The following is a 25,322-nucleotide window of genomic DNA, read 5'->3' as shown; positions in this document are numbered from 1 at the left end:
GCTTCCTTGCCTTTATAAATCACTTGCTACTTGGCTGCCTTTGCGCTCGTCAACTCAATTTTCTTTAGCAGCTCAAGAATTAGCTCCTGCGTATTAATTGGAAAGGTTTCCAGCGGACTTGCAGTTATTTCAGTAGAAACAAAAAGCTTACCTGCTATTTGCGCCTTAATTCGATGCTGTTCTTCTTCAGGAAGAGAAGCAAGGAATGGCGTTATAGTTTTCAAATCAAGCGATTTCTGGAGATAATTATAGTGCTGCCTACGGTGTCTTTCTGACTCTCGAGCAAGATAAGCAGCAGGAACGGTAATTAAGAGCATTAACAGAAATCTACTAATTTGACTTCCCCAATCGAAGCCTTCTTTAGTACTTTCAAAAAAAGAATATCCCGCAATCAAAACAACTAAAAACATGCAAAAAACAGATGCATAACGAAGATTGTTCGCCATGCCCTTTTCATCTGCTGCATTATTTTCAAAGTCGCCTGATATCGCGCGCCCCGACAGATGCCCAAGCATCTGATTAACCTGCTCTTCCTTATCAATAACGTTTCGCAGCGAGTCCTCATAGAGACTATCAATATTCAATAACTTTTCATCTGCCAGCGACTCAATTCCGTCAACCCTACTGATTAAGCTCTTAACATCTGCATCTGTCCTGCTTATAACCTCCGCAGTAGTATTCTTAATTCTTTCAACCTCTAGAACCTGACTCGCCATTTGCCGAATAAGCTCACGAGCTCTTATTGTCAAAAGCTCGATTTCTCTCTTTTCCCTGGCTCGTTCCGCTTCAGCTAAAGGAATATCACCTACTCTTCTTTTTATTAGAGGGCGCAAGGAATACTGTATCGTCTTAACCAAAATCTCTCTTAATTCAATCGTATCCCCCCTGAGCTTCGAGTCTTTTAGTGCATTCAAATCTTTCAACAGCATAGATGCACTAACATCTAGAACCTGCAGAGCATTTGGAGAGTCTATCAGTTCGTGCGGAGGGTAATCCGACGCAAAGCTATGAATTTCCTGCAGACAATCTGCGACACTAGCTCCCAACAAGCTTTGCTGCGTCTTAAAAATAGCCGTTAACATTTTCCCGACATTTTCATAGAAGCTTGCAATAACCTCATAATCCTTAAGATTCTCTTCAGCATCCGCCATCTAATTACTTTCCTCCAAAACCCTAACTCACAAAGCTTACAACTAAGGGCAGCACAACTTTAAATCAAGCCTTTCGAGCGAACCAACTTCTAGCAACTCGTGCCGTAATCGCTACCCCGCGCTTTGATTGGGCAAGTTTGAATTAGCCTGATCGCATTCAGTGCTATCTGCCCTGCTTCCGGCAAAGCAGAACACATACATTCACAGCGTAATATCCTCAGGCCATAGGAAATAAGCCCCGAATTTTGGACTCACCTTTAGCTCCCCACCCACATCCACGCCTTTCTTTGTCAGCTGGTGCTTACCACTATTGAGCTCTAGATAGCCCAACTCAACCATTTTATCTAAAAACTCTGCGGCCTTTAGTTTGTATCGCTGACCTAGCTTCGAGGAGGTTAGCTTGGTTGTCTTTTCTTCTTCTGAGCCATCCTCATCCTTCTCAGCGTCATTGTTGACTCGCTCAAGGCTGATCCGCACCTCTTCGCTGATTCGGATTATTCTCTGCGCTTCTTCATAGGCATCTTTATACAACTCAGCATCTGAGCCGCGCTCGATCAGCACACCCATCTCATTATTATTAACCTGACTAAATTCATATAAATTCAGGCTGCTAATAATGCACAACTCTTCATTCATATAACACTTTGCATGCAGGTTTTTGCGGAAGCTAGTCCGAACATAAGCCAACTCATTCAGCCATCGTATTTCTTCCGGCTGAAGCTCGCTTTTACCATAGACAATGCGAACGTCGATCTTTAACCGATCTTTATCTATGAGAAGCTCTTTTATTCGATCATTTAGCTTGAGAAATGGGCTTATGAGAACCAGCCTTTCCTTGGCATTCTTGATCAGCTCTTCGAGAAAATAGTTTGTTGCGCTTGTATTGAGAAATCTTGCCATTGCTTATATCCCTATCTACTTGCCACGCCTAAACCAGCGCTTGGCCACTTCTTCTGTAATCGCTATCCCGCGCTTTGATCGTGCAAGTTTGAATCGGCGTCTTCATATCCAGGTGAAACCTGGCCTCTAGAAGGGTCTACCTCACCTTTCCAGAGCCATAGCTCGTATTGAGGGAAGGCTTTGAGTAGCTCTTCTAGATCCTCGATTCGGGTCTTCACCTTCATCTCGGTGGCCACCGTCTGCCATCTGCGACGATTTTTGATCGTAGTTACCTGTGCCAGCCTCGATGGGCCGATATGGCGGACAAGAGTTCTAAGCCTCTCCTCGATCATTCCAAAATGCTCTAAAAAGCAATGACAAATTATTTGATAGACAAATATTTTGTCATTAGGATTGCTGACGACGACAAATAATTTGTCGCTAGGACATTTTGTCCTAATGACACGAATAGTGACGGAACGAGCATGGAACTGGAAGAGCTGGAACCTTCGAAGCTGATAGGCCCGCAACAGGACGTGGAAACCGTCGAGTCCTGGGCCGACCGCAACGGCCTGACCTACGGCACCGCGCGTGCCTGGGCAATGAAAGGCGTTCTCCCCACCGTAAAGCTAGGCAAGCGCCGCATGGTCAATAGCGCCCTGCTCCGCACCTGGCTGCTGGAACAGGAGTGGACGGCATGATCCGCCAAACCTCCGGCCTCCCAGGTGAGGGCATGACTTATGAACCTCTCCCGCTACCTGCACCAGCCGCACCCCGAGGCCTGCGACTGCTCTGTGTGCTGGTCCCGACGCGAAACGGCTCGCCCCGCAGCCTGCCCGTCCACACCCTGCACCGAGTGCCGCCCCGTATCGGTCCTAAAGGTCGGTGGACGCTGGAAGCTGACGCCTGCCTTCATCTGCGCGAAACACACCCCAAGCAACCGACCGCCCAAGTATTGGCACGTTGTGCACGACACCGGCAAACCAACGCCCTTCGTGCCGCTACGCGAACCGTTCGAACTGGTGGGGTGATCGCATGATCGTTCTCGACACTCCCTCTATCGTCATGCTCGGCCTGCTGCTCATTAACTGCATCGGCGTCGCCTACTGGTTTGGCCGCATGGATGGTGCCCGCACCACCCGCCCTGCAGACCCGCGCCTAGCCAATACCCAGGCGGAAACACGCGGCTTCTTAAAAGGCCTGACCGCCGCGCTCGTTGCTATGTCGGTCAAGGGCCGCGCTCCCGGCTTGTCCGAACACGCTCCACCGTTCGGACAAACGGAAGCACGGGCGGAGCGCACCCTTGAGCGCCCACCACCCTAAACAGCCTCCGCTCGTGAGTGTGGGGCAGCTCCACCGCCCCGCGCTCCCGAGCCCTCGGCGGCAAGAGTGGGATGACAAGGGCAAAGCCCTTGGTGTTGAACCCAACCCGCTGCACCAGCGGCGCTAACTGAAAACCTCGGCAAGTCGAGAACCCCATCCGGGCAAAAACGAGAAGTTTGCCCGTGTGGACCCGCTCGGCCTGCTGAAAGGCAAACCCGCGCAATAAGGCGCAACCAAGCGAGGAAACACAAATGGCACGCACCACTATGGAACTGGCATTCATCAGCGCTGAGCGCGTGAAGTTCGACAACGTTGACCTGATCAAACTCTATTTTGGCGATGAACCGGACGGCGAAAAGGACCTGGGCGTTTCCCTGCTCTCGATGCAGGTATCCGAAGACGTCCGCGAAGAAGTATGGGGCGCCTGCAAAGGCCTCGACGTGCTCGAAACCGTCCGCGTAACCGTGGAAATCGAACGCGGCTCCAAGAACGCCGGCAAGTTCATCGTCCTGCACGTCGAGTCGGCCAAGGCTGCCCGTGGCGCTGGCGCTGCTGACACTGCCGCCGAGGCTCGCAAGCTCGCCGCCCAACAACAAGCCAAGCCGACCGGCACTCAGCCGGACCCGGCCAAGGCCTGACGGGAGGGCGCCGCCGTGCTGATCGTTGATCGCGTGCTGTGCGACTGCTGCGGGCAGCCCATGGGCCAGCTCTACCAGCAGCCGGCACCACAAGCCGACCTGCTGCCCGATCTGCGCACGGCGCCCCACCAAACCATCTGCCCCGACTGCCAGGACATGGCTGAGGTCGTCCGCGACCCCAGCCTGGCCGAGTAAGGGGGCTGTATGTCGGTCGTTGCCGTTCAAGTGTGCATGCAGTGGACCATCAACGCAGATGCGTCGGTGTCCTGCTCGCAGTACGGATGGCAACAGGCCTACCTGATCCCTCCCGAGGCCGCTGGCTATGTAGACATCTTGGTCTCAGGGGGATTTTCGCCAGAGGCGTTCGGCATTGGTTTTGGCGGGACGCTGATGGCTTTTGCAATCGGCCTTTCCGGTGGATTGGTCGCATCAGTCCTACGACGCATGAGGTAACAACCATGAAACAACTGAAAACCCAGCTGCAAAACGGCGCCACCGCTTTCGGTCGTGCTCGTCGCTTCGCTCGCAACGCCTGCATCGGCGCTGTCGTCTCCGTCGCAACCGTCCCGGCCTTCGCCGCTGTGGTCGATACCGCTGCCATCCAGACGCAGATCCAGGAAGGCCAGGCCGACGCCAGCACCATCGCCGGCTACATCGCACTGGCACTGGCCGTTCTGGCCTGCGTCGGCGTGGTGTTCTCCATGCTGCGCAAAGCCTAAGGGCCTGCACCAATGCTCTGGTCAGTAATGCTCGGCGCCTTCATAGCCGGTGCCTTCATCACCGGCTTTCGAATCGGCGAGTTCTTTTGACCAACAGAGCCGTTGCAACAGACCCCGCTTCGGCGGGGTTCTCTTTGGATGCTGCCATGAACGATGAGTTGTTTATTTCTGCAGCCCACCGCCCGGGCGCTGTGTCTCATGTTCCTCAACGGGGTGTGAGGATGCGTTATCGCGCTTGGGTCACTGCGGCAGCTTTGCTGCTTTCTTTGCTCTGCTCTCAGAGTGTTAGTGCTGAAGATTACTACTGGCGGGTTTCTGCGCAGGCACAGCATTTTACCTCTGCGTCTCCGCGCGGCGCATGTGACCAATATATGTCTTGGCTGGATGGTTACTCCCCGAAATACACCCACTCAGTTACTGATATGGTTCTGCTGTCATCTGTGAGGTTTCGTTGTGTTTATGAAGCTCGCGGCAAGGCAGGAACTGATGTTGCTGGCGTTGTTTCATCTAATAACGCAGTCCACGTAGATCGTCAGGGCACTTCTTGCCCATCAGGCACAACCTACAATCCTGGCAATGGTGTTTGCGAAGCCCCACAAGTTCCCAACGGAGAAAAGTGCGGTGAAGAATTCATTGGCGGCGCCACGATTCCCAAAATCAAAAACGCCCAAGGTGAATGCGTACCTTTCCGCGAAGCGGATAAGCCTTCTCAGTGCAAGCATTTCTCTGAGTCCACTCGTTTTACGAGCGTCGTCGTCGCCGTCGATGACAACGGCAACCCCATCCCGCCGCCGCCTATTGTTCAGCAAGGTTGCGTAGCCAACGTTCTCGACTTCAGCCATTGCAAAGCACCTGCCCCGAAGAAGACCGGCACCATCAGCTTGGGGCCTGCCCCGGTCGAATGCCGGGTAGCGGTCAACTTCACCGGTGAAGTCGCAGAGGGTCCGCCGCCTGTATTTGCTCCGCCACCAGTCGAGCCGGGTGATATATGCCCTGAGGGTGAAGAGTGCCTGCCGCCTGACGCGCCTATCGTTAACGAAAAAGAACCCTGCGTGTATGTCTTCGTGCAAGACAGCCTTGGCGGTCATCTGGCGTGCAAGTCCTCTGACTACTCCGGCAAGCCAGGCGATTACACCAACTGCGGCACCGCCAGCCACGTCAATGGCGGGAAGTTCACCTGCCACGGCAAGAGCCCGAGTTCTACCGGGACCATGACCGACACCAAGGTCGAAACCAAGCAGAACGCTGATGGTTCCACCACTACGACCAAGACCGATACACAAACCAAGGTCGTTTGCTCGGGCGTTGGCTCCTGCTCAACCCAAGTTACGACCAACGTCAGCCACACCACCAAAGATGCCAATGGCAACGTCACCTCCGAAAGCTCCAAGTGCGTTGGACCCAATTGCAGCAGCTCAGGCGGCATCAAAGATGGTTCGGGCACTGGGAACGGCAATGGCGATGGTGATGGCGAAGATCAGGATAGCGAAGGCCCTGCGGGGCCTACTCGTGGTCTCCAGCAAGGCGAAGTCGGCAGCTTTGCCGAAGGCCTGAGCGAGTGGGATCAGCGCATCGCTGACGCCCGCGCCGAACTGGACCAGAAACTGGGGGAATACAGCGCCCTGTTCAAGGGCGTGTTCGACCTCAACCTCAGCGATAGCAGCGGCTCGCTCCCTTGCGAAGTTTTCTCCATCAGTACCGGCGGTGTCTCCCTGCGCATCTGTCCGGCCGACTACTCCGACCAGCTCTCCTACCTGCGCTACGTGCTTCTCCTGGCGGCCGTCGCCCTGGCCGCCATCATCGTCCTCAGAGGGTAACCACCATGCTCGATTGGCTTTCCGGCTTTCTCGATCAAGTCCTCGCGTTCTTCCAGTTCGTGTGGGACTTCCTCAGCTCTGGCATCTACACCTTCGTCAAAGACGGCTTGGTCCTGCTGACCAAGGCTGCGATCTACTCCTGGGTACAGGTGCAACTGCTCGCCCTGGAAGTGGCCTATGAAGCGGCCCAAGGGGTCATGCAAGACATCGGCTTGGCCGAAGCCGTGCGGCAGCGCTGGGGCGCCTTGCCAGCCGAAGTCGTCAGCGCGCTCAACTTCTTCGGCATACCTCAAGCGCTGAACATCATCTTCTCAGCGCTCTCCACCCGCTTCGCCCTCAAGTTCGTACCGTTCATAGGGCGCTAACCATGTCGATCAAAATCCACCACGGCCCCAACGGCTCTTACAAGACCTGTGGTGCGATTCAAGACGACGCCGTGCCGGCCCTCAAAGAGGGTCGGTTGATCATCACCAACGTGCGCGGTTTCACCCTGGAGCGGGTGCTGCAGGTCATGCCTGATCTGCCGGAGTGGGTCGATATCATCAACCTCGACCTTGAGCAGCAAGCCGATATGGAGCGCATGCGCACGTGGTTCCAGTGGGCACCCCGCGGCGCGTTCATCATCTTTGATGAAACCCAGCTGGTCTTCCCCAAAGCCTGGCGCGAACGCGACCTCGAGCGCTTCGACTTCCCGGGCGGTTCCGAAGCCGCCCAAGCCGCTGACCGGCCCATGAACTGGCTCGACGGCTGGACCCGCCACCGCCATTGGAACTGGGATGTGGTGCTCACCACCCCGAACATCAGCTACATCCGCGACGACATCCGCATGACCTGCGAGATGGCTTACAAGCATTCCAACCTTGCCGTCATCGGCATCAAAGGTCGCTACAAGGAGGCCCAGCATGACGCCCAGCTCAACCGGCCACCCGCCGAAGGCACCATCATTGAATACAAACGAATCAAGCCCGACACCTTCCGGCTCTACCAATCCACCGCCACCGGAAAGGCCCAAGACACCAAAGCCGGAAAAAGCCTGCTCAAGTCGCCTAAGCTACTTTTTCTACTGGCATTTATTGCCTGTCTGTTTGTCGCTTTACTATCTCTTGGTACGCCTAAGTTCGGCTCTCCTGGCGGCGCTCAAGCCCCTGCGAAATCTGCTGTTCCAGCTGCTTCGCCCGGTGTGGCGAGTCCTGCGCTTCCTCCTGATACGCGCACTGATCCTGCTGGTGATCTTCTGGTTAACGAGCCGCCTGATGTACTGGCTGGTGAGCTGAACCACCCCTACGCACCTCGCACCTTCGCCGTTCGTGCCGTCATGGTTGCCAATGTCGATGGCCAGATTCGCGAGCTTGGCCAGTTCGATGTCATCGATGCTGATGGCCAGATTCTGCGCCAGTCCCTCGGCGAACTACGCAACCTGGGCTATCTGGTGCGCATCCTCGGCCCTTGCGTCGTTCACATCAGCCACCCCATGGGTTACGTCGCAACAGCCCTTTGCCCTGGCCGCCCCCAGCAACGAGATGCCTCCGGCACTCGGCAGGATCTCAACGGCATTTCTGCCGCGGCAGCCATCGGCTCTACCGGTACCAGCAAGCCCCCTCCTACGGTTAGCGCTTTACCGGTGAATGTTGTTCCCAACAGCGAATACGCGGCAAGGCCGTGGCGGTGAGCGCGCCGCGAGCGAGCGGTTCAGTTCAGAGGGAGCGAGCGGCGCGCACGCCGCTGACGTCCCTGTAGCACGTCAGATAAACCAAGGTTAAACGTGTCAATTCGGCACTATTTGGAGCATTAGAAATGGCAGTTAAAGACCAACTCCGCGTTGATCGTGAGTTCAAGAAAACCCCGACCGGTAGGCTGTTTTTCGACAGCATGACCGCTCGGATAACTGACCTTTCCAACGTCCGAATCCTGGCTTGCAGCGTCGATACCGTCCGCCAGCTGTATCGCGGCCTGATCCGCCCGGAAATCATGTGTCTCTTCGACAAGCCAGGGACCATCGTCGACTTCGCTGGCCAGCGCTGGCACTCGGGTCGCGTCAGCAAGGATTCTGGTTACCAGTACAAGCTCCAGAATGCTGACCTGGGCATCATCCTGCTGGTGAAGAACTTCAACGCCAAAATCGAGAACATCGGCCCCCACCTGAAAATCGAAGTCTCGCCCCACGCTATCGACCAATTCTGCCCCGAGCGCCTGCAGGAGCGCCTCGACTACTACGCCAGCCACGTCCTGACCAACGTCGAGCGTAACCAGTGCGCCGTTCACCTCGCGCTAGACCTGCAGGGATGGCAACCGCCTGCTGATCTGGTCGCCCGCATGCACTGCCGCGCACGTGCTGCCCGTGATATCTCCGGTATCAAGGAAATCCAGTGGACGCTGGAATCAGCCACCTACGGCAAAGGCCAGTCCTACCTGTTCGGCTCAGCGGGAGGCGTCCAGCTCGGGATCTACAACAAGACCGAACAGGCCCGCTCCATTGACAAGCTCGACTATTGGGAAGGCATCTGGAAACGTCGCGATAGCTTCGATGAAGGCGACCCGGATAACTACAACCCTGATCAGGACGTGTGGCGCGTCGAGCTGCGTTACCACCACTCGGTTATCCAGCAGTTCGCCTCCGGCTCGTTCGATCTGCACAGCGGCGAGACCATCGAAACCAACAGCTACGCTGCCTTTGCTCCGCACCTAGACGGCCTGTGGCGCTATGGCCTGCGCCAATTCAAGCTGCTGGCTCGCCCTGGCTACTTCGAACCCATCTGGACGCTGATCCGTGACGATGTGCGCGTGGATCTGCCGGTCGATTCCCTGGTGGACGAAACCGAGTACAAGCGCCAATACAAGACCTCGCGGGGCTTCTCCGGCAAGAACGTCGAGCTATTCCTGGGAAACTTCGTCAGCCTGCTGGCACGGGAGCGAGTGGGCGCTAGAAAGGCTTTCTATCGGCTCAAGGATTGGGAGTGCTGGCCGGTGATCCGCGACCACTATGCCGCCAAAGGCATGGACGAAGACGGCCTGTATAAGCACATCAAGGGCATCCTTGAAGAACGGCATGTGCGTTGGGGGCGTGCTGTCTGATGTTTGTTTGCCAAATACACAAACAAGACAAACACGCTGACGTTCACGCTCTTGGCCGGGGCCGACATCATGGCAATTGAGCAACTCAGCGATGGCCGCTGGAAGGTCGACGTTGAACCCATCAAAGGCCGGCGCTTTCGCAAGACCTTCAAGACCAAGGGTGAGGCTCAGCGCTTCGAAGCGACCTGCAGGGCCAATTGCATCGAGTCGCCCGCCTGGACGCCCAAGCCGAAAGACCGTCGCCGCCTTTCAGAACTCTGCATCCGGTATCACGAACTGCACGGCCATGCCCTGGCTGATGGTGCCGCGATCCTCCGCACCCTGCAGAACCTGGCCAAAGACCTCGGCGACCCCATCGCGGTCAAGCTCACCGGCAACGCCTTCTGTGAAACCAGAAACGCGCTGCTCAAGGCTGGCATCCAGGGCAAGACGCTCAACAACCGGCTCGGCTATCTGAAAGCCTTGTTCAACGAGCTGCACCGCCTGGGCGATATCGACTACCCCAACCCACTGGCCAAGGTCCGTCCGCTACGCCTACAGGAACGCCCTATTTCCTTCCTCTCGACCTGCCAGATAGCTGAACTACTCGATGCCCTGGATGAACGCACTACCAGCCCAGGTATTGGCCTGATCGCTCGCGTCTGCTTGAGTACGGGTGCCCGGTGGGGAGAGGCCCAGGCGCTGACACCTGAGCGAGTGCGAAACGGCATGGTGACCTTCGCCAACACCAAGTCGAAGCGGACCCGGTCTATTCCGATCGATAGCGCACTGGAGAAAGCCCTGCATGTCTACTTCAAACGACACGGTCTGTTCACCAATTGCATGCTGACTTTCAGCCGCGTACTGGAGAAGACCTCGATCAAGCTCCCGGCCGGCCAGGCCACGCACGTATTGCGGCACACCTTCGCCAGTCACTTCGTCATGCGGGGCGGGAATATCCTGACGCTGCAGAAAATCCTTGGGCATACGTCACTGGCAATGACCATGCGCTATGCGCACCTGTCGCCCGATCACCTGCAGGACGCATTACGACTTAACCCACTAACCGACGAGGGGCATTAACATGTCGTACGTTTTGGCGTACGCTTGCGGCATGACTCAGGAGAACTGCTCCATGCGCACCCTTACAGCAAGCGAAGCACGCACCAACCTCTATCGGCTGATGGATCAATCCGCCGAATCTCACCAGCCCATTCTGATCTCTGGCAAGCGGACAAATGCTGTCCTGCTCTCGGCTGAGGATTGGGACGCCATTCAGGAAACCCTGTACCTGCTCTCTATTCCTGGCATGCGCGAATCCATCAAGGAAGGCATGGCCGAACCTGTAGATGAATGTGCGAAGGAACTGGACTGGTGACTTGGCAGCTCGTTTACACGAAACAGGCACAGAAAGACGCACAGAAGCTCGCTTCGGCGGGCTTGAAAGACAAAGCAAAGGCACTGCTGGAAGTCGTGCGAGAAAACCCGTTCCAGAACCCTCCGCCCTACGAAAAGCTTGTCGGGGATCTGGCCGGCGCTTACTCCAGACGTATCAACATCCAGCATCGCCTGGTCTATCAGGTGCTGCAGGATGAACAGACCGTCAAAGTGCTCCGCCTCTGGTCGCACTACGAGTAAACCGGGCTTTCGACACTTCTTCGACACCTGCCCAAAGCCAGAAAGCAAAAAGCCCCGAAAACTTCTCAGCTTTCAGGGCTTTAGGTATTGCGAAAGTGGCGGTGAAGAAGAGATTCGAACTCTTGATACGGTTTCCCGTATACACACTTTCCAGGCGTGCTCCTTCAACCACTCGGACACTTCACCGGATCTCGACGTTTTGGCGTTTACCCCGTCGAGGCGCGCTAATGTAGTCGAATGTTTTCCCGATGGCAAATTTTTTTTAAAGGATTCATGCGCTTAAGAGCGGAGCGGGTTTTCGTCCTGCTCGCTGGAGGGTTGCTCGTCGAAGCGCGTATGGCCAAACAACAGGAAGCCCAGCGAGGCGAACAGGCCAGCGCCGAACAGCATAAGGACGCCCGTAGGGCTGCGCAGCAGCTGGTTCTCGCTGAACAGGACTGCTGCCAGCAACAGGCCAATCACGGCGATGACATAAAGGATGGAGTACAGGACATTCATGGGTAGCTCTCCTTAGGTTCGCTACACCTTATTGCCGCGCGACATCGTTCCGCCAATTGCCATCCGGCATCGGCGCGATAGGCAAAAACACTGACCCACCAGTCAGCCACGGCGCTTTACCAGAGCGGCCCGGCTGAGTACCTTCTGCCCACATTCGCCCCAAAGGCCCTAACAAGGAAAACTGCCATGAGCGACCTGATCAGCTACCAACTCGAGGACGGCATCGCCACCCTCACCCTGAGCAACGGCAAGGTCAATGCCATCTCCCCTGACGTGATCGCTGCCTTCAATGCCGCGCTCGATCGTGCGGAGCAGGATCGCGCCATCGTCATCATCACTGGTCAGCCAGGCATTCTTTCCGGCGGCTATGACCTGAAGGTGATGACCTCTGGCCCGCAGAATGCGATCAACCTGGTGGCTGCCGGCTCTACCCTGGCGCGGCGTATGCTCGCTCACCCCTACCCGATCATCGTCGCCTGCCCGGGTCATGCCGTGGCCAAGGGGGCATTCATCCTGCTGTCCGCCGATTACCGTATCGGCGTGGAAGGTCCGTTCAACATCGGCCTGAACGAAGTGCAGATCGGCATGACCATGCACCATGTCGGCATCGAGCTGGCCCGCGACCGCCTGCGCAAGTCGGCCTTCCATCGTTCGGTGATCAATGGCGAGATGTTCGACCCTGCCGGGGCAGTGGATGCCGGCTTCCTCGACAAGATCGTGCCGGCCGAACAACTGTTGGCCACCGCTCAGGCAGTGGCGCAGCAGATGAAGAAGATCAACATGACCGCGCACAAGAACACCAAGCTGAAGGTGCGCAAGGCGCTGCTGGAAACCCTCGACGCCGCCATCGAGATGGACAAGCAACACCTGCTGTAAGCACGCGCTAACGCATAAATGAAAAGCGCCGCTTCCGTTAAGGTCGCGGCGCTTTTTCTTTGCGCGTCTCGGCTGTCGAATGTCGGGGCGCGCTGCGCTCAGCCGGAATAGTCCAGCGCCGTCCAGGCCCGGCTGAGCCCCTGGTTCAATACGCAGTTGGGGTTGCCCAGTTGTTCGTTGAAGGCGGCCGGCAGCAGCGTGGTTTCACCCTCCGCGGCGCCATGTCGCTCGGTCAGCCATTGCAGCTTGCCGCAATTGGGGGTGTCGATCACGTAACTGGCGGCGATGTTGGAGTGATGGCTGGGCAGGCGAATCACATCCAGCACCCGACCGGCTTCCTCCACTCTGCGACCATCGGACACCAGCACGGCCCAGGCTTGCTCGCCCTCGATTACCAGGTACGCGCCATTGGCCTGCGGTCGCTCGACCTGGGGCTGAGCGCAGCCGTACAGGAAGACCGATAGCACAATCGTCATCAGCATCTGTTGCATTGCCAATTCTCCTCTCGCAAGGCGCCCGTCTTGCGGGCGGACAGGTCTGCAGTGGCCTTACTATTCCTCAATACTGTTTATTTGTACAGTATTTTTAGATTAGGCTTGGCATCACAGGTAAATGACCGTTTGCACAGGAGCGCTACCATGCTGGACGTACTGCAGTTGAAACACCGGGTGAACCGCATGCCGCTGGAGCGGGTGCGCGAGATGGTCGAGGAGCTGCAGCTCGAGGGCATCGTCACCGAGAGCCGCACCCCCTTCAATCGTCAGCACTTCAATACCTGTTTCGCCGAGATCGAGGCCCTGCTGCAGCGCGCCGGCTACCACCGCCAGCTGGACGTGGTCGGCTATCAGGGGCTGGCCTACGCACTGTTCGATCCGGCCCGCTGGGAAGCCGTCGAAGTGCTGCGCTGGCTGCGCGATTTCGTCGAGGAGGCGCGCGTTCAACCGGCGTCCTGAGCCCTCCAGGCGAACCAAAAAGGCTCAGCGTCGCCTGCCCATGCACGGCATTGGCTCAGAAACATGCACGGCGAGCCGCGCGCTCGCTCGCCGTGCATGTTGCCAAGCGATCTCAACAAGCAGCCGCAACTTCTTGATTAAAAAAGGCTAGCTGCTGGCCGGCTTATATCCAGCCTATACCTGCCAGGCGCCGCATGGCGCTGCTCGGCCGTTCTGCATGAAAGCTGGCAAGCCCCTTGCTAAGTCCCTGTCAACCATCCTGCGTAGCACGCCAACGGCGGCGGGCCGAGGATCACGGACAACGGCGTCCGTCAGGTCACCCCCTCTCATTTGAGGTGGCCTGGCGTACGCCGTTTTTGTTTATGCGCCTGACAAGGATTAGACCCATGACTGATCGTGATTCGAACAAGCCGCTGGACACCAGCCGCCGCAACTTCCTCAAGCAATCCATCGCCCTGGCCGGCGCCGTGAGCGGTATCGCCGCGCTCGGCCTGTCCGCCCCTGCTTCGCTGCGCAGCGCGGTCTGGGCCGCCGGCTCCGATGCGCCAGAGAAGGCCGCGCTGACGGTCGGCTTCATTCCCCTGACCGATTGCGCCTCGGTGGTGGTGGCTGCGACACAGGGTTTCGGCGAGAAATACGGCCTGACCATCAACCCGAGCAAGGAGGCCTCCTGGGCCGGCGTGCGCGACAAGCTCAACACCGGCGAACTGGACGCTGCCCACGTGCTCTACGGCATGATGTACGGCGCCCAGCTCGGCCTGGCCGGCCCGCAGAAGGACATGGCGGTGCTGATGGGCCTGAACCAGAACGGCCAGGCCATTACCCTTTCCAAACAGTTGCGCGACGCCGGTGTGACCAACGGCGCGCAGCTGGCCGAGCACGTGAAGAAAGGCGGCACGCCGCTGACCTTCGCCCAGACCTTCCCCACCGGCACCCACGCCATGTGGCTGTACTACTGGCTCGGCAGCCTGGGCATCAACCCCATGAGCGACGTGAAGACCATCGTCGTGCCGCCACCGCAGATGGTCGCCAACATGCGCGTCGGCAACATGGACGGCTTCTGCGTCGGCGAGCCCTGGGGCGCGCGGGCGATCTTCGACAAGATCGGCTTCACCGCCACCACCACCCAGCAGATCTGGCCGGACCACCCGGAGAAGGTGCTCGGCACCACCCGCGCCTTCATCGAGCAGTATCCCAACGCGGCGCGCGCGCTGATCATGGCCATTCTCGACGCCAGCCGCTTCATCGAGGCCAGCGAGGAGAACCGCAAGAGCACCGCCAAGCTGATTTCCGGCAAGGCCTACGTCAACGCCCCGGTGCAGGTGATCGAGCCACGCTTCCTCGCCCAGTACGAGGATGGTCTGGGTAACAGCTGGAAGGACGAACATGCCATGGCCTTCTGCAAGGACGGCAGCGTCAACTTCCCCTATCACTCCGACGGCATGTGGTTCCTCACCCAGTTCAAGCGCTGGGGCCTGCTCAAGGACGCACCGGATTACGCGGCCGTGGCTGCGCAGATCAACCAGACCGCGCTCTACGCCGAGGCCGCCGGCGCGCTGAAACTGGCCGTGCCGAGCAGCCCGCTGCGCAGCAGCACATTGATCGACGGTGTGGTCTGGGACGGCAGCAACCCGGCCGCCTACGCCGATTCCTTCGCCATCAAAGCCTGATCGGAGGTGAGCATGAATGCGCCCCTGAAAACGCCATTACCCCCAGTCGCCAAGCAGCACGCGAGCATCGCGACGCTGCTACCCGACGCGCAAACCCTCGGCACGCTGTTCAAGGCCGGCATCGCTCCGCTGCTGGGCATCCTCGCCTTCATCGGCTTCTGGTCGCTGCTGGCGCAGCACAGCGAGGGCCTGCCCGGGCCTTTGAGCACCTGGCAAGCCGCCCTGGTGCTGTTCGCCGATCCTTTCTACGACAACGGCCCCAATGACATGGGCATCGGCTGGAACATCCTCAACTCGCTTGGCCGCGTCGGCGTCGGCTTCGGCCTTGCCGCGCTGGTGGGCATTCCCCTGGGCTTCGCCATCGGCCGCTTCGCCTTCCTGGCCGGCATGCTGGCGCCGATCATCAGCCTGTTGCGCCCGGTCTCGCCGCTGGCCTGGCTGCCGATCGGCCTGCTGGTGTTCGAGGCGGCCGGCCCGGCGTCGATCTGGGTGATCTTCATCAGCTCGATCTGGCCGATCATCCTCAACACCGCCGCCGGCGTAGCCAGCGTGCCACAGGACTACCTGAACGTGGCCCGCGTGCTCAAGCTGTCGGAGTTCAAGGTGCTGACGCGCATCCTGTTTCCCGCCGTGCTGCCGCACCTGATGACCGGCATCCGCCTGGCCATCGGCGTGGCCTGGCTGGTGATCGTCGCCGCGGAGATGCTCACCGGTGGCATCGGCCTGGGTTTCTGGGTGTGGGATGAGTGGAACAACCTCAATGTCGAGCACATTCTCATCGCCATCATCATCGTCGGCCTGGTGGGCCTGGCACTGGAGCAGACGCTGCTGCTGATCGCCAAACGCTTTGACTACGCAAGCTGAAGAGGCGCGTTTCGCCAACCCCGTAGCCCGGCTGCAATCAGGAGTGCGATCTCGGTTTCCCCGGATTGCATCCGGGCTACGCAAGCTTACAAGGCAGTTCAACAATAGATTCCAAGTCTTTGTTTTAAATGAAAGTGTCTCTGATTTACTCCGGGACACAGCGCCATAACGGGAGAACTCCGATGGACAAATTCGTGGAGCTGACCGCCGTCAGCAAGCACTTCGACACCAAGAAAGGCCGCTTCCAGGCCCTGGCAGACGTCAGCCTGAGCATCGCCCGCGGCGAGTTCGTGGCGCTGATCGGCCATTCCGGCTGCGGCAAATCCACCGTGCTCAACCTGATCGCCGGCCTGCTCGAGGCCAACGAAGGCGGCCTGATCTGCAACGGCCGCGAGATCGACGGGCCCGGCCCGGAGCGCGCCGTGGTGTTCCAGAACCACAGCCTGCTGCCCTGGATGACCTGCTTCGGCAACGTCCATCTGGCCGTGGAGAAGGTCTTCGGCGCGCGCGAAAGCAAGGCCCAGCTCAAGGCCCGCACCGAGCAGGCGCTGAACATGGTCGGCCTCAGCCATGCCATGCACAAGCACCCCAACGAGATCTCCGGCGGCATGAAGCAGCGCGTCGGCATCGCCCGCGCCCTGGCCATGGAGCCCAAGGTGCTGCTGATGGACGAGCCGTTCGGCGCCCTCGATGCCCTGACCCGCGCGCACTTGCAGGACGAGCTGCTGCGCATCGTCGGGCAGACCCAGAGCACCGTGGTGATGGTCACCCATGACGTCGACGAAGCCGTGCTGCTGTCCGATCGCATCGTGATGATGACCAACGGCCCGGCGGCCACCGTCGGCGAAATTCTCGCCGTCGAGCTGCCGCGCCCGCGCGACCGCCTGGCGCTGGCCAACGACCCGCAGTACCACGCCTACCGCACCGCCGTGCTGGAGTTCCTCTACCAGCGTCAGCAGCGCCCGGCCGCCTGAGTTTACGACAACCGCTCTGGCGCGGGCGCTGGGGCGGGGAACCTCTGGGGTATTTCACGGACGAAGCTGTGCCTTAAACCGACGAGCAGAGAACACCGTGCTAGACCTCACCACCTGGAACCTGTCGATTCCCACTGAACCCACCCCCACCACCATCACCACCGAACGTCTGAACAACGGCTACCAGAGCCGCTATTTTCGCCGCAACGGCGATGGCAGCGTGACGTTCTGGGTCCCCGTCACCGGCTCGACCACCGAAGACGCCCGCTACCCCCGCAGCGAACTGCGCGAAACCCAGCGCGATGGCAGCCTGAGCAACTGGCAGCACGCCAGCAACGACAGCTACCTCAGCGCCGTGCTGCAGGTGGATCAGGTGCCCAGCCGCAACAAGGTGGTGATAGGTCAGATTCACAGCACAGATGTGCCGGGCAGCCAGAACGATCCGCTGGCCAAGGTGCAGTACCACTATCGCCGCGGCGTCGGGCGAGTGGAACTGTTACTGCGCCCCCGTCCCGGTGATAGCGAAGTGCAGAACATACTGCTGGCCGACAACGTGCAACTCGGCGAACGCTTCGGTTACGACCTGCGCGTCACGCCCAGCGGCCGCCTCGGTGTCAGCGTAGCCAGCAGCGACGGCGACGAGGGTGCCGTCTATCGCCAGCTCAGCAGCCGCTGGAACACCCAGTACCTTTACTTCAAGGCCGGCGCCTACATTCAGGACAACTACGGCCCGGACAAAGAAGGCGGCCGGGTCACCTTCTATCACCTCAACAGCACGCACCGCTAAGGCACGCGGCGACATACAATCGCCGCTTTTCTCGACGAAGGCTCGACCATGGCCCGCCTGACCCTGGAATTTCCCGAAGACCAGTACTGCTACAGCACCCAGCTCACCGTGCGGGTCACCGACATCAACGGTGCCAACCACCTGGGTAACGACTCGATGATTTCGATGATCTCCGAAGCCAGGGCGCGCTTTCTCTACGAGTTCGGCATTCGCGAGACCGACGAGGACGGCACCGGCATCATCGTCACCGATCTGGCCACCACCTACCGAGCCGAAGCCCATGCCCGCGACCAGTTGCTGTTCGAAGTCGGGGTGATGGACTTCAACCGCTATGGCGGCGATATCACCTTCCGCATCACCCGCCCGGCCGACGGCACACTGGTGGCCATGGCCAAGTCCGGCTTCGTGTTCTTCGATTACCGCCAGTCGAAGGTGGTGCCGATGCCGGACGCCTTCAGTGCCAAGTTCCCCAAGGTCAATCGGCTCGACTGAGCGGGTTCCTCATGCGCCAGGCGCACGCTGACGAAGCAGGCCCTGGCAGGAACTTGCACAGTTATTGCTGCAAGCACCGTGACACATCGCCAATCGTCTGCTACGCCTAGAAGGCCGTTGAAAAACGTAGGCGAGGCAGCCAGTGCAAGGCAAAAACAGGCGAAAAAGCGGAGTTTACGAGTTGTAAATGAGCATTTTGAGCCTGTTTTTAACGCAGCAATGGCAACGCAGGTAGTTTTTCAACAGCCTGCTAGGTCAGAACAGAAAAAGGGGGATCGAGGATGACCGACACCTACCGCCGTGCCCGTCAGGCTGGGCTGCTGAGCAATCTGCTGGCAATCGCCCTGCTGACCCTGCCGCTACCGACTCACGCAACCAGCATCGCTCAACTGGCCAGCATCGAAGCACGAACTGCACTCAGCTCGTCGCATAGCTGAGCGAAGCACCCGCCCCGTTCGGGTGCATTGACGGCGCAAACGCCTCGTTTTGCGGCAGCCCTGCGCTCGCCGAAATGCCGCAACGCCCCCTATCAGGGCCTTCGATCGGTTGGCCCGGCACTTGCTTAGTCCCTGATACCAGGTAGCCAACGGCGGCCACCTCCCTCACGACAAAGACGTCGCCTCACCCGGCCTTCATGGCCTGCGGTGAAGCGGCGTTTTTTTTCGTGTTCGCCCCAGCGTCCGGGGCCGGCGCAGGCGTCGCGATCCGAGCCTGCACTGCAATCGTTCAACCCTGCTGTGGCCTCGGCCGCAGGGCCCTGCACCACAAGTGCACGGCCTCCCCGGCAGGCGCGGCCGCCGTGTCCACGACCACGGTTCGCCGCGCCAGGCCGGGCTCCTTCTCGCTGATGAGGTGATCGATGAATACAAGTTTCTGGAAAGCCGGCCACGCCCCCACCCTGTTCGCCGCCTTCCTCTATTTCGACCTGAGCTTCATGGTCTGGTACCTGCTCGGCCCGCTGGCAGTGCAGATCGCTACCGACCTCGAACTCAACGCCCAGCAACGCGGCCTGATGGTGGCCACGCCGATCCTTGCCGGAGCCGTGCTGCGCCTGCTGATGGGCTTTCTCTGCGACCGCCTGTCACCGAAGACCGCCGGCCTGCTCGGCCAGGTGGTGGTGATCGTCGCGCTGTTCTGCGCCTGGCAGATCGGCATCGGCAGCTACGAGCAGGCGCTGCTGCTCGGCCTGTTCCTCGGCTTCGCCGGCGCCGCCTTCGCCGTGGCCCTGCCGCTGGCTTCGCAGTGGTACCCACCGCAGCATCAGGGCAAGGCCATGGGCATCGCCGGCGCCGGCAACTCCGGCACCGTGCTGGCGGCGCTGTTCGCCCCAGGCCTGGCGGCGCTGTCCGGCTGGCAGAACGTGTTCGGCTGGGCGCTGATCCCGCTGCTGGCGACCCTGGTGATCTTCGCCCTGGTGGCCAGGAACGCGCCGGAGCGGCCCAAACCCAAAGCCTTCGGCGACTACCTCAAGGCCCTCGGAGACCGCGACAGCTGGTGGTTCATGTTCTTCTACAGCGTCACCTTCGGCGGCTTCATCGGCCTGGCCAGCGCCCTGCCCGGCTACTTCAGCGACCAGTACGGGCTGAACCCGGTGACCGCCGGCTACTACACCGCGGCCTGCGTCTGCGCCGGCAGCCTGCTGCGTCCGCTCGGCGGCGCCCTGGCCGACCGCATCGGCGGTATTCGCACGCTGCTGATGATGTACACCATCGCCTCGCTGTGCATCGCTGTGGTGGGCTTCAACCTGCCCAGCTCGACCGCCGCCCTGGCCCTGTTCGTCGCCGCCATGCTCGGCCTCGGCGCCGGTAACGGCGCGGTGTTCCAACTGGTACCGCAGCGCTTTCGCAGGGAAATCGGCGTGATGACCGGGCTGATCGGCATGGCCGGCGGTATCGGCGGCTTCTTCCTCGCCGCCGGCCTAGGCACCATCAAGCAGCACACCGGCGATTACCAGCTGGGCCTGTGGCTGTTCGCCAGCCTCGGCGTACTGGCCTGGATCGGCCTGCACGGGGTCAAGCAGCGCTGGCGCACCACCTGGGGCAGCGCCGCGGTCACCGCCGCGCGGGTGTAAGCGAACCTTGGGCGATTCTCCACCGTAGGGTGCACCATGCGCACCAGCGTTCTATCGTCGAACCTGGTGCGCACGGCGCACCCTACGACCCGAAGCACCGAGGCAAATCAACGATCTGCGGAAACCGTCCCATGCCCCTGCAACTGAGCATCGGCGAAACCAGCGCCATCGGCCCGCGCAGCGAGAACCAGGACGCCCTGCGGGTGGTAACTCCAGCGCCGGCCCTGGCCGCCAGCAAGGGCTACCTGCTGGGTCTGGCCGATGGCGTCAGCCAGTGCGCCGACGGCGGCCTGGCCGCGCGCGCCACCTTGCAGGCGCTGGCCCTGGATTACTACTCCACGCCGGAAACCTGGCCGGTGCAGCACAGCCTGGACCGTCTGCTCACCGCGCATAACCGCTGGCTGCAGGCTAACGGCGGCGGCCAGCCGCTGCTGACCACCCTCACCGCCCTGGTGCTGCGCGGCCGCCGCTATACCCTGGCGCATATCGGCGACAGCCGTGCCTACCTGTGGCGTGACGGCCAGCTGCTGCGCCTGACCGAGGACCATGTCTGGGAACAGCCGGGCATGCAGCACGTGCTCAAGCGCGCCATGGGCCTGGACCAGCACCTAGTGGTGGACTACCGCGACGGCGAGCTGCAGGCCGGCGACAGTGTCCTGCTGGTCAGCGATGGCGTCTGGGCCAGCCTCAGCGACAAGCGCATCGGCGAGTTGCTACAGGGCGACGATGCCCAGGCGATCTGCCAGGCGCTGGTCGACGAGGCGCACCGTGCCGGCAGCCAGGACAACGCCAGCGCCCTGCTGGTGCAGGTCGAGCAGCTCCCGGAAGCCGCGCTGGCCGACACCCTGGCCCAGCTCGAGCACTGGCCGCTGCCGCCGCGTCTGCGCGACGGCCAGGAGTTCGAGGGCTGGCAGGTCGAAAGCTTGCTCGGCGAATCGCGCCAGTCGCTGATCTACCGGGTGCGCGACGCGGACAACCAGCCCTGGCTGCTCAAGACCCTGCCGCCCAGTCGCGCCGGTGAAGAGCAGGCCGGCCCGGCGCTACTGCAGGAGGAATGGTTCCTGCGTCGCGTCGCCGGCCGCCACTTTCCCGAGCTGCACGCCCTGCCGCAGCGCCAGCACCTGTATTACGTGCAGCGCGAGTACGCTGGCCAGACCCTGGCCGCACGCCTGCAGCAGGCCGGCCCGCTGAGCCTGGCCGACTGGCAGGACCTGGCGCCGCGGCTGATCAAGGCCCTCGGCCTGCTGCACCGACGCAATATCATCCACCGCGACATCAAGCCGGAGAACCTCCTGCTCGGCGACGACGGCGAACTGCGCGTGCTCGACTTCGGCCTGGCCTACTGCCCGGGCCTGACCCGCGACGAGGCGCATGCCCTGCCCGGCACCCCCAGCTATATCGCCCCGGAAGCCTTCGCCGGCAGCCCGCCCAGCGCGCAGCAGGATCTCTACGCCGCTGGCGTGACCCTCTATCACCTGCTAACCGGTCACTATCCCTATGGCGAGGTCGAGGCCTTCCAGCACCCGCGCTTCGGCCAGCCGACCCCGGCCAGCCGCTATCGCCCGGACCTGCCGGCCTGGCTCGACGAGGTACTGAACCGCGCGGTAGCCGCCACCCCGGCGCAGCGCTTCGAAACCGCCGAGGAATGGCTACTGGCCCTGGAAAGCGGCGAGCGCCAATCCCTGAATAACCACCCACGACCGCTGCTGGAACGCGAGCCGCTTTTGGTCTGGCGCAGCGTGGCGCTGGTGTCGCTGCTGCTCAACCTGCTGTTGGCCGTGTTGCTGCTTAAATAGCCCGAGCCGCACCAAAGCAGCGCAAAACGCCTCGCAAAGGTGCACAAGCCCCGTCCGGCAGACACGCCAAGTCGCTGAAAAGCCGGGAAAACCGAGCTTCGAGAAAGTTGGCACAGGCACTGCATTGTTACTGGCAGCAAACACATAAAGCGCGACCTTCAACGAAGAAGGCTGCACTTCCCGATAGAACGGGACCTGGACAAAGGCGTCCTCGCTAGGTGACTAGCGGGACGCCTTTTTTGTTTTTTCTTTTCTACCGTGATTTTTCAGGAGATGGCCGGCATGCAAAAACTCAAGCTGGTGATGATCGGCAACGGCATGGCGGGTGTGCGCACCCTCGAGGAGCTGCTCAAGCTCGCCCCCGATCTCTACGACATCACCGTGTTCGGCGCCGAGCCGCACCCCAACTACAACCGCATCCTCCTCTCGCCGGTACTGGCCGGCGAGCAGACCTTCGAGGAGATCGTACTCAACGATCTCAACTGGTACGCCGATAACGGCATCAAACTGCTGCTCGGGCGCAAGGTGGTCAAGATCGATCGCAAGAAGCGCCTGGTGATTGCCGACGACGGCAGCGAGGCCGAGTACGACCGCCTGCTCATCGCCACCGGCTCCAACCCCTTCATCCTGCCGATTCCGGGCAAGGACCTGCAGGGGGTGATCGGCTACCGCGATATCGCCGACACCCAGACCATGATGGAAACCGCCAAGACCCACAGGCACGCGGTGGTCATCGGCGGCGGCCTGCTCGGCCTGGAGGCGGCCAACGGCCTCAAGCTGCGCGGCATGGACGTCACCGTGGTGCATATCGGCGACTGGCTGCTGGAGCGCCAGCTGGATCGCACCGCCGGCGAGCTGCTGCAGAAGTCCCTGGAAGACCGCGGCCTGAAGTTCCTCCTGCCCAAGCACACCGCCGAGTTGCTGGACAACGGCGAGGGCCGCGTCTGCGCGGTGAAGTTCAAGGACGGCGAGGTGATTCCCGCCGACCTGGTGGTGATGGCCGCCGGTATCCGTCCCAACACCGAACTGGCCGAGAGCGCCGGCATCGCCTGCAACCGCGGCATCCTGGTCAACGACACCATGCAGACCTTCGACCCGCGCGTCTACGCCATCGGCGAGTGCGCCAGCCACCGCGGCATCGCCTACGGCCTGGTGGCACCGCTGTTCGAGCAGGCCAAGGTCTGCGCCAATCACCTGGCCCAGCTCGGTTTCTCCCGCTATCAGGGCTCGGTGACCTCGACCAAGCTCAAGGTCACCGGCATCGACCTGTTCTCCGCCGGCGAATTTATGGGCGGCGAGGGAACGGAAACGATAACGCTGTCCGACCCCATCGGCGGCGTTTACAAGAAGCTGGTGATCAAGGACGACGTGTTGGTCGGCGCCTGCCTGTACGGCGATACCGCCGACGGCGGCTGGTACTTCCGCCAGATCCGCGAGAACCACAACGTCAGCGAGATTCGCGACCACCTGATGTTCGGCGAAGGCGCCATTGGCGACGTCGGCCACCAGGGCGCCGACAAGACCGCCAACATGCCCGACAGCATGGAGATCTGCGGCTGCAACGGCGTGTGCAAGGGCACCATCGTCAAGGCGATTCAGGAGAACGGCCTGTTCTCGGTCGACGAGGTCAAGAAGCACACCAAGGCCGCCAGTTCCTGCGGCTCCTGCGCCGGCCTGGTCGAGCAGATCCTGATCAGCACCGTCGGCGGCGCCGCCGACGTCAAGCCCAAGAGCGAGAAGGCCATCTGCGGCTGCTCCGAGCTCAACCACGGGCAGATCCGCAAGGCGATCCGCGAGCAGCATCTGACCTCCATGGCGCAGACCATGGAGTTCCTCAACTGGAGCACGCCCAACGGCTGCGCCACCTGCCGCCCGGCGCTGAACTACTACCTGATCTCCACCTGGCCGGGCGAGGCCAAGGACGACCCGCAGTCGCGCCTGATCAACGAACGCGCCCACGCCAATATCCAGAAGGACGGCACCTACTCGGTGGTGCCGCGCATGTGGGGCGGCGTGACCAACCCGTCCGAGCTGCGCCGCATCGCCGACGTCGCCGACAAGTACAACGTGCCCATGGTCAAGGTCACCGGCGGCCAGCGCATCGACCTGCTGGGTATCAAGAAGGACGATCTGCCGGCCGTGTGGAAGGACTTGGACATGCCCTCAGGCCATGCCTATGGCAAGTCCATCCGCACCGTGAAGACCTGTGTCGGCAGCGAGTTCTGCCGCTTCGGCACGCAGAACTCCACCCAGCTGGGCATCGACCTGGAGCACGACCTGTTCAACATGTGGTCGCCGCACAAGGTCAAGCTGGCGGTCTCCGGCTGCCCGCGCAACTGCGCCGAGGCCGGCATCAAGGACGTCGGCATCATCGGCGTGGACTCCGGTTTCGAGATGTACATCGGCGGCAACGGCGGGATCAAGACCGAGGTGGCCGAGTTCTTCGTCAAGGTGAAGACCGCCGAGGAAGTGCGCGAATACAACGCCGCCTTCCTCCAGCTGTACCGCGAGGAGGCCTTCTACCTGGAGCGCACCGTGCACTACATGCAGCGCGTCGGCATGGAGCACATCAAGAAGGCGGTGCTGGAAGACGAAGCCAACCGCAAGGCCCTGGCCGCGCGCCTGCACTACGCCCTGTCGTTCGAGCAGGACCCGTGGAAGGAGCGCATCGAGACGCCGCAACTGAAGAAAGAGTTCGACACCATCAAGGTGGTGCAAATCGAGGAGGCCACCGTATGAACTGGCTGGATATCTGCGCCCTGGACGAAATCAACGTGCTCGGCTCGCGCATCGTCAGCGGTCCCAAGGGCGATATCGCCATCTTCCGTACCGCCGCCGACGAGGTCTTCGCGCTGGATGACCGCTGCCCGCACAAGGGCGGCCCGCTGTCCCAGGGCTTGATCTACGGCAAGCGCGTGGCCTGCCCGCTGCACAACTGGCAGATCGAGCTGGAGTCCGGCGAGGCCGTGGCGCCGGATGTCGGTTGTGCCCACCGGCACCATGCCAAGGTGGAGAGCGGCCGCGTGTTGCTGGCATTCGCGCAACGCAACTAGCCCGCCTCGTGGGAGGCGCTTCAGCGGCGACGGTCGCGGCTGAAGCCCCTCCCACCAGAACTTCCCCGCGCC

Annotated in this window: 30 protein-coding genes and 1 tRNA gene; 26 read left to right on the top strand and 5 right to left on the bottom strand. The window is 60.8% G+C overall.

The window, feature by feature from the left end:
- Positions 1–26: 26 nt before the first annotated feature.
- Positions 27–1,151 (bottom strand): hypothetical protein, encoded by a 1,125-nt coding sequence (locus BLS61_RS18685; protein WP_090433374.1) that lies wholly within the window; start codon positions 1,149–1,151, stop codon positions 27–29.
- Between the two features lie 201 nt (positions 1,152–1,352).
- On the bottom strand, positions 1,353–2,051 hold the full coding sequence (locus tag BLS61_RS18680) for a phospholipase D family protein (protein ID WP_090433372.1): 699 nt from the start codon (positions 2,049–2,051) through the stop codon (positions 1,353–1,355).
- A gap of 464 nt (positions 2,052–2,515) precedes the next feature.
- On the opposite strand from BLS61_RS18680, the gene BLS61_RS18670 reads away from it, so the two are divergent.
- The 14 genes from BLS61_RS18670 (at position 2,516) to BLS61_RS18600 (ending at position 11,216) form a co-directional block, all read left to right on the top strand.
- Complete coding sequence (locus BLS61_RS18670) at positions 2,516–2,731, top strand: hypothetical protein (RefSeq protein WP_013715705.1); 216 nt, start codon at positions 2,516–2,518, stop codon at positions 2,729–2,731.
- 39 nt (positions 2,732–2,770) lie between these two features.
- Positions 2,771–3,061 (top strand): DUF5447 family protein, encoded by a 291-nt coding sequence (locus BLS61_RS18665; protein ID WP_090433369.1) that lies wholly within the window; start codon positions 2,771–2,773, stop codon positions 3,059–3,061.
- A 4-nt stretch (positions 3,062–3,065) separates the two neighbouring features.
- Complete coding sequence (locus BLS61_RS23765) at positions 3,066–3,353, top strand: hypothetical protein (RefSeq protein WP_208598823.1); 288 nt, start codon at positions 3,066–3,068, stop codon at positions 3,351–3,353.
- Between the two features lie 251 nt (positions 3,354–3,604).
- Positions 3,605–3,991, top strand: a complete 387-nt coding sequence (locus BLS61_RS18655) for a hypothetical protein (protein ID WP_090433367.1) — start codon at positions 3,605–3,607, stop codon at positions 3,989–3,991.
- A gap of 15 nt (positions 3,992–4,006) precedes the next feature.
- Positions 4,007–4,186, top strand: coding sequence for a hypothetical protein (locus BLS61_RS18650; protein WP_090433365.1), 180 nt, complete (start codon positions 4,007–4,009; stop codon positions 4,184–4,186).
- A gap of 9 nt (positions 4,187–4,195) precedes the next feature.
- Complete coding sequence (locus tag BLS61_RS18645) at positions 4,196–4,444, top strand: hypothetical protein (RefSeq protein WP_090433362.1); 249 nt, start codon at positions 4,196–4,198, stop codon at positions 4,442–4,444.
- A gap of 5 nt (positions 4,445–4,449) precedes the next feature.
- Entirely contained in the window at positions 4,450–4,710 is a 261-nt protein-coding gene (locus BLS61_RS18640; RefSeq protein WP_090426986.1) for a major capsid protein, read from the top strand.
- A gap of 146 nt (positions 4,711–4,856) precedes the next feature.
- Positions 4,857–6,527: a hypothetical protein gene (locus BLS61_RS23525; protein ID WP_139205570.1), complete on the top strand. Its 1,671-nt coding sequence runs from the start codon at positions 4,857–4,859 to the stop codon at positions 6,525–6,527.
- Positions 6,528–6,532: 5 nt separating this feature from the next.
- Positions 6,533–6,892 (top strand): DUF2523 family protein, encoded by a 360-nt coding sequence (locus BLS61_RS18625; protein WP_090433356.1) that lies wholly within the window; start codon positions 6,533–6,535, stop codon positions 6,890–6,892.
- A gap of 2 nt (positions 6,893–6,894) precedes the next feature.
- On the top strand, positions 6,895–8,196 hold the full coding sequence (locus tag BLS61_RS18620; protein WP_090433355.1) for a zonular occludens toxin domain-containing protein: 1,302 nt from the start codon (positions 6,895–6,897) through the stop codon (positions 8,194–8,196).
- Positions 8,197–8,321: 125 nt separating this feature from the next.
- The gene (locus BLS61_RS18615) at positions 8,322–9,599 is read left to right on the top strand and encodes a hypothetical protein (protein ID WP_090433353.1); all 1,278 of its coding nucleotides are present in this window, start codon (positions 8,322–8,324) and stop codon (positions 9,597–9,599) included.
- Between the two features lie 69 nt (positions 9,600–9,668).
- Positions 9,669–10,661, top strand: coding sequence for a phage integrase (locus BLS61_RS18610; RefSeq protein ID WP_090433473.1), 993 nt, complete (start codon positions 9,669–9,671; stop codon positions 10,659–10,661).
- Between the two features lie 52 nt (positions 10,662–10,713).
- Positions 10,714–10,956 (top strand): type II toxin-antitoxin system Phd/YefM family antitoxin, encoded by a 243-nt coding sequence (locus BLS61_RS18605; protein ID WP_074678909.1) that lies wholly within the window; start codon positions 10,714–10,716, stop codon positions 10,954–10,956.
- Positions 10,953–11,216 carry a Txe/YoeB family addiction module toxin gene (locus BLS61_RS18600; protein ID WP_074678285.1) on the top strand — a complete coding sequence of 88 codons (264 nt, stop codon included), beginning with the start codon at positions 10,953–10,955 and terminating at the stop codon, positions 11,214–11,216. The genes BLS61_RS18605 and BLS61_RS18600 overlap by 4 nt, the downstream gene beginning before the upstream one ends.
- Positions 11,217–11,312: 96 nt before the next feature.
- On the opposite strand, the gene BLS61_RS18595 is transcribed toward BLS61_RS18600, so the two are convergent.
- Both BLS61_RS18595 and BLS61_RS18590 read right to left on the bottom strand, forming a co-directional pair.
- Positions 11,313–11,402: transfer RNA gene (locus tag BLS61_RS18595), tRNA-Ser, on the bottom strand.
- A 93-nt stretch (positions 11,403–11,495) separates the two neighbouring features.
- Entirely contained in the window at positions 11,496–11,714 is a 219-nt protein-coding gene (locus tag BLS61_RS18590) for a hypothetical protein (protein WP_090433350.1), read from the bottom strand.
- 186 nt (positions 11,715–11,900) lie between these two features.
- Here BLS61_RS18590 and BLS61_RS18585 point away from each other — a divergent pair, with 186 nt between their 5' ends.
- Entirely contained in the window at positions 11,901–12,590 is a 690-nt protein-coding gene (locus BLS61_RS18585; RefSeq protein ID WP_003240069.1) for a crotonase/enoyl-CoA hydratase family protein, read from the top strand.
- A 98-nt stretch (positions 12,591–12,688) separates the two neighbouring features.
- Here BLS61_RS18585 and BLS61_RS18580 read toward each other — a convergent pair whose 3' ends face one another.
- Positions 12,689–13,081 carry a hypothetical protein gene (locus BLS61_RS18580; RefSeq protein WP_003240067.1) on the bottom strand — a complete coding sequence of 131 codons (393 nt, stop codon included), beginning with the start codon at positions 13,079–13,081 and terminating at the stop codon, positions 12,689–12,691.
- 147 nt (positions 13,082–13,228) lie between these two features.
- On the opposite strand from BLS61_RS18580, the gene BLS61_RS18575 reads away from it, so the two are divergent.
- The 11 genes from BLS61_RS18575 to nirD all read left to right on the top strand — a co-directional run bounded on the left by BLS61_RS18575 (position 13,229) and on the right by nirD (position 25,250).
- Entirely contained in the window at positions 13,229–13,543 is a 315-nt protein-coding gene (locus BLS61_RS18575) for a hypothetical protein (protein WP_012018520.1), read from the top strand.
- 386 nt (positions 13,544–13,929) lie between these two features.
- Positions 13,930–15,213, top strand: a complete 1,284-nt coding sequence (locus BLS61_RS18570) for a CmpA/NrtA family ABC transporter substrate-binding protein (RefSeq protein WP_090433348.1) — start codon at positions 13,930–13,932, stop codon at positions 15,211–15,213.
- Positions 15,214–15,225: 12 nt separating this feature from the next.
- Positions 15,226–16,077 carry a nitrate ABC transporter permease gene (ntrB, locus tag BLS61_RS18565; protein WP_090433346.1) on the top strand — a complete coding sequence of 284 codons (852 nt, stop codon included), beginning with the start codon at positions 15,226–15,228 and terminating at the stop codon, positions 16,075–16,077.
- Positions 16,078–16,259: 182 nt separating this feature from the next.
- Positions 16,260–17,051 (top strand): ABC transporter ATP-binding protein, encoded by a 792-nt coding sequence (locus BLS61_RS18560; protein ID WP_090433344.1) that lies wholly within the window; start codon positions 16,260–16,262, stop codon positions 17,049–17,051.
- A gap of 97 nt (positions 17,052–17,148) precedes the next feature.
- Positions 17,149–17,838: a polysaccharide lyase family 7 protein gene (locus BLS61_RS18555; RefSeq protein WP_090433342.1), complete on the top strand. Its 690-nt coding sequence runs from the start codon at positions 17,149–17,151 to the stop codon at positions 17,836–17,838.
- A gap of 48 nt (positions 17,839–17,886) precedes the next feature.
- Positions 17,887–18,330: a thioesterase family protein gene (locus BLS61_RS18550; protein WP_003240052.1), complete on the top strand. Its 444-nt coding sequence runs from the start codon at positions 17,887–17,889 to the stop codon at positions 18,328–18,330.
- 281 nt (positions 18,331–18,611) lie between these two features.
- Positions 18,612–18,767 (top strand): hypothetical protein, encoded by a 156-nt coding sequence (locus tag BLS61_RS23695; RefSeq protein WP_167358755.1) that lies wholly within the window; start codon positions 18,612–18,614, stop codon positions 18,765–18,767.
- Positions 18,768–19,189: 422 nt separating this feature from the next.
- On the top strand, positions 19,190–20,401 hold the full coding sequence (locus BLS61_RS18545; RefSeq protein WP_090433341.1) for a nitrate/nitrite transporter: 1,212 nt from the start codon (positions 19,190–19,192) through the stop codon (positions 20,399–20,401).
- A gap of 131 nt (positions 20,402–20,532) precedes the next feature.
- Positions 20,533–22,197, top strand: coding sequence for a bifunctional protein-serine/threonine kinase/phosphatase (locus tag BLS61_RS18540; RefSeq protein ID WP_090433338.1), 1,665 nt, complete (start codon positions 20,533–20,535; stop codon positions 22,195–22,197).
- Between the two features lie 282 nt (positions 22,198–22,479).
- A complete protein-coding gene (gene nirB, locus BLS61_RS18535; RefSeq protein ID WP_090433471.1) occupies positions 22,480–24,936 on the top strand; it encodes a nitrite reductase large subunit NirB in 2,457 nt (818 codons plus the stop codon).
- The gene (nirD, locus tag BLS61_RS18530) at positions 24,933–25,250 is read left to right on the top strand and encodes a nitrite reductase small subunit NirD (protein WP_090433335.1); all 318 of its coding nucleotides are present in this window, start codon (positions 24,933–24,935) and stop codon (positions 25,248–25,250) included. The genes nirB and nirD overlap by 4 nt, the downstream gene beginning before the upstream one ends.
- The last annotated feature ends 72 nt before the right edge of the window (positions 25,251–25,322 follow it).

Source organism: Ectopseudomonas guguanensis (assembly GCF_900104265.1).
Classification (GTDB): Bacteria; Pseudomonadota; Gammaproteobacteria; order Pseudomonadales; family Pseudomonadaceae; genus Aquipseudomonas; species Aquipseudomonas guguanensis.
This window is presented reverse-complemented; position numbering and strand designations above follow the sequence as displayed.

Excerpts from the sequence above, each read along its gene's own strand:
- BLS61_RS18590 (WP_090433350.1), bottom strand. The coding sequence starts at position 11,714 with ATGAATGTCCTGTACTCCATCCTTTATGTCATCGCCGTGATTGGCCTG.
- nirD (WP_090433335.1), top strand. The coding sequence starts at position 24,933 with ATGAACTGGCTGGATATCTGCGCCCTGGACGAAATCAACGTGCTCGGC.
- BLS61_RS18580 (WP_003240067.1), bottom strand. The coding sequence starts at position 13,081 with ATGCAACAGATGCTGATGACGATTGTGCTATCGGTCTTCCTGTACGGC.
- BLS61_RS18640 (WP_090426986.1), top strand. The coding sequence starts at position 4,450 with ATGAAACAACTGAAAACCCAGCTGCAAAACGGCGCCACCGCTTTCGGT.
- BLS61_RS18605 (WP_074678909.1), top strand. The coding sequence starts at position 10,714 with ATGCGCACCCTTACAGCAAGCGAAGCACGCACCAACCTCTATCGGCTG.
- BLS61_RS18645 (WP_090433362.1), top strand. The coding sequence starts at position 4,196 with ATGTCGGTCGTTGCCGTTCAAGTGTGCATGCAGTGGACCATCAACGCA.
- BLS61_RS18665 (WP_090433369.1), top strand. The coding sequence starts at position 2,771 with ATGAACCTCTCCCGCTACCTGCACCAGCCGCACCCCGAGGCCTGCGAC.
- nirB (WP_090433471.1), top strand. The coding sequence starts at position 22,480 with ATGCAAAAACTCAAGCTGGTGATGATCGGCAACGGCATGGCGGGTGTG.
- BLS61_RS18575 (WP_012018520.1), top strand. The coding sequence starts at position 13,229 with ATGCTGGACGTACTGCAGTTGAAACACCGGGTGAACCGCATGCCGCTG.
- BLS61_RS18585 (WP_003240069.1), top strand. The coding sequence starts at position 11,901 with ATGAGCGACCTGATCAGCTACCAACTCGAGGACGGCATCGCCACCCTC.
- BLS61_RS23525 (WP_139205570.1), top strand. The coding sequence starts at position 4,857 with ATGAACGATGAGTTGTTTATTTCTGCAGCCCACCGCCCGGGCGCTGTG.
- BLS61_RS18570 (WP_090433348.1), top strand. The coding sequence starts at position 13,930 with ATGACTGATCGTGATTCGAACAAGCCGCTGGACACCAGCCGCCGCAAC.
- BLS61_RS18540 (WP_090433338.1), top strand. The coding sequence starts at position 20,533 with ATGCCCCTGCAACTGAGCATCGGCGAAACCAGCGCCATCGGCCCGCGC.
- BLS61_RS18615 (WP_090433353.1), top strand. The coding sequence starts at position 8,322 with ATGGCAGTTAAAGACCAACTCCGCGTTGATCGTGAGTTCAAGAAAACC.
- BLS61_RS18560 (WP_090433344.1), top strand. The coding sequence starts at position 16,260 with ATGGACAAATTCGTGGAGCTGACCGCCGTCAGCAAGCACTTCGACACC.
- BLS61_RS18680 (WP_090433372.1), bottom strand. The coding sequence starts at position 2,051 with ATGGCAAGATTTCTCAATACAAGCGCAACAAACTATTTTCTCGAAGAG.
- ntrB (WP_090433346.1), top strand. The coding sequence starts at position 15,226 with ATGAATGCGCCCCTGAAAACGCCATTACCCCCAGTCGCCAAGCAGCAC.
- BLS61_RS18685 (WP_090433374.1), bottom strand. The coding sequence starts at position 1,151 with ATGGCGGATGCTGAAGAGAATCTTAAGGATTATGAGGTTATTGCAAGC.
- BLS61_RS18545 (WP_090433341.1), top strand. The coding sequence starts at position 19,190 with ATGAATACAAGTTTCTGGAAAGCCGGCCACGCCCCCACCCTGTTCGCC.
- BLS61_RS23765 (WP_208598823.1), top strand. The coding sequence starts at position 3,066 with ATGATCGTTCTCGACACTCCCTCTATCGTCATGCTCGGCCTGCTGCTC.
- BLS61_RS18670 (WP_013715705.1), top strand. The coding sequence starts at position 2,516 with ATGGAACTGGAAGAGCTGGAACCTTCGAAGCTGATAGGCCCGCAACAG.
- BLS61_RS18655 (WP_090433367.1), top strand. The coding sequence starts at position 3,605 with ATGGCACGCACCACTATGGAACTGGCATTCATCAGCGCTGAGCGCGTG.
- BLS61_RS23695 (WP_167358755.1), top strand. The coding sequence starts at position 18,612 with ATGACCGACACCTACCGCCGTGCCCGTCAGGCTGGGCTGCTGAGCAAT.
- BLS61_RS18610 (WP_090433473.1), top strand. The coding sequence starts at position 9,669 with ATGGCAATTGAGCAACTCAGCGATGGCCGCTGGAAGGTCGACGTTGAA.
- BLS61_RS18550 (WP_003240052.1), top strand. The coding sequence starts at position 17,887 with ATGGCCCGCCTGACCCTGGAATTTCCCGAAGACCAGTACTGCTACAGC.
- BLS61_RS18625 (WP_090433356.1), top strand. The coding sequence starts at position 6,533 with ATGCTCGATTGGCTTTCCGGCTTTCTCGATCAAGTCCTCGCGTTCTTC.
- BLS61_RS18620 (WP_090433355.1), top strand. The coding sequence starts at position 6,895 with ATGTCGATCAAAATCCACCACGGCCCCAACGGCTCTTACAAGACCTGT.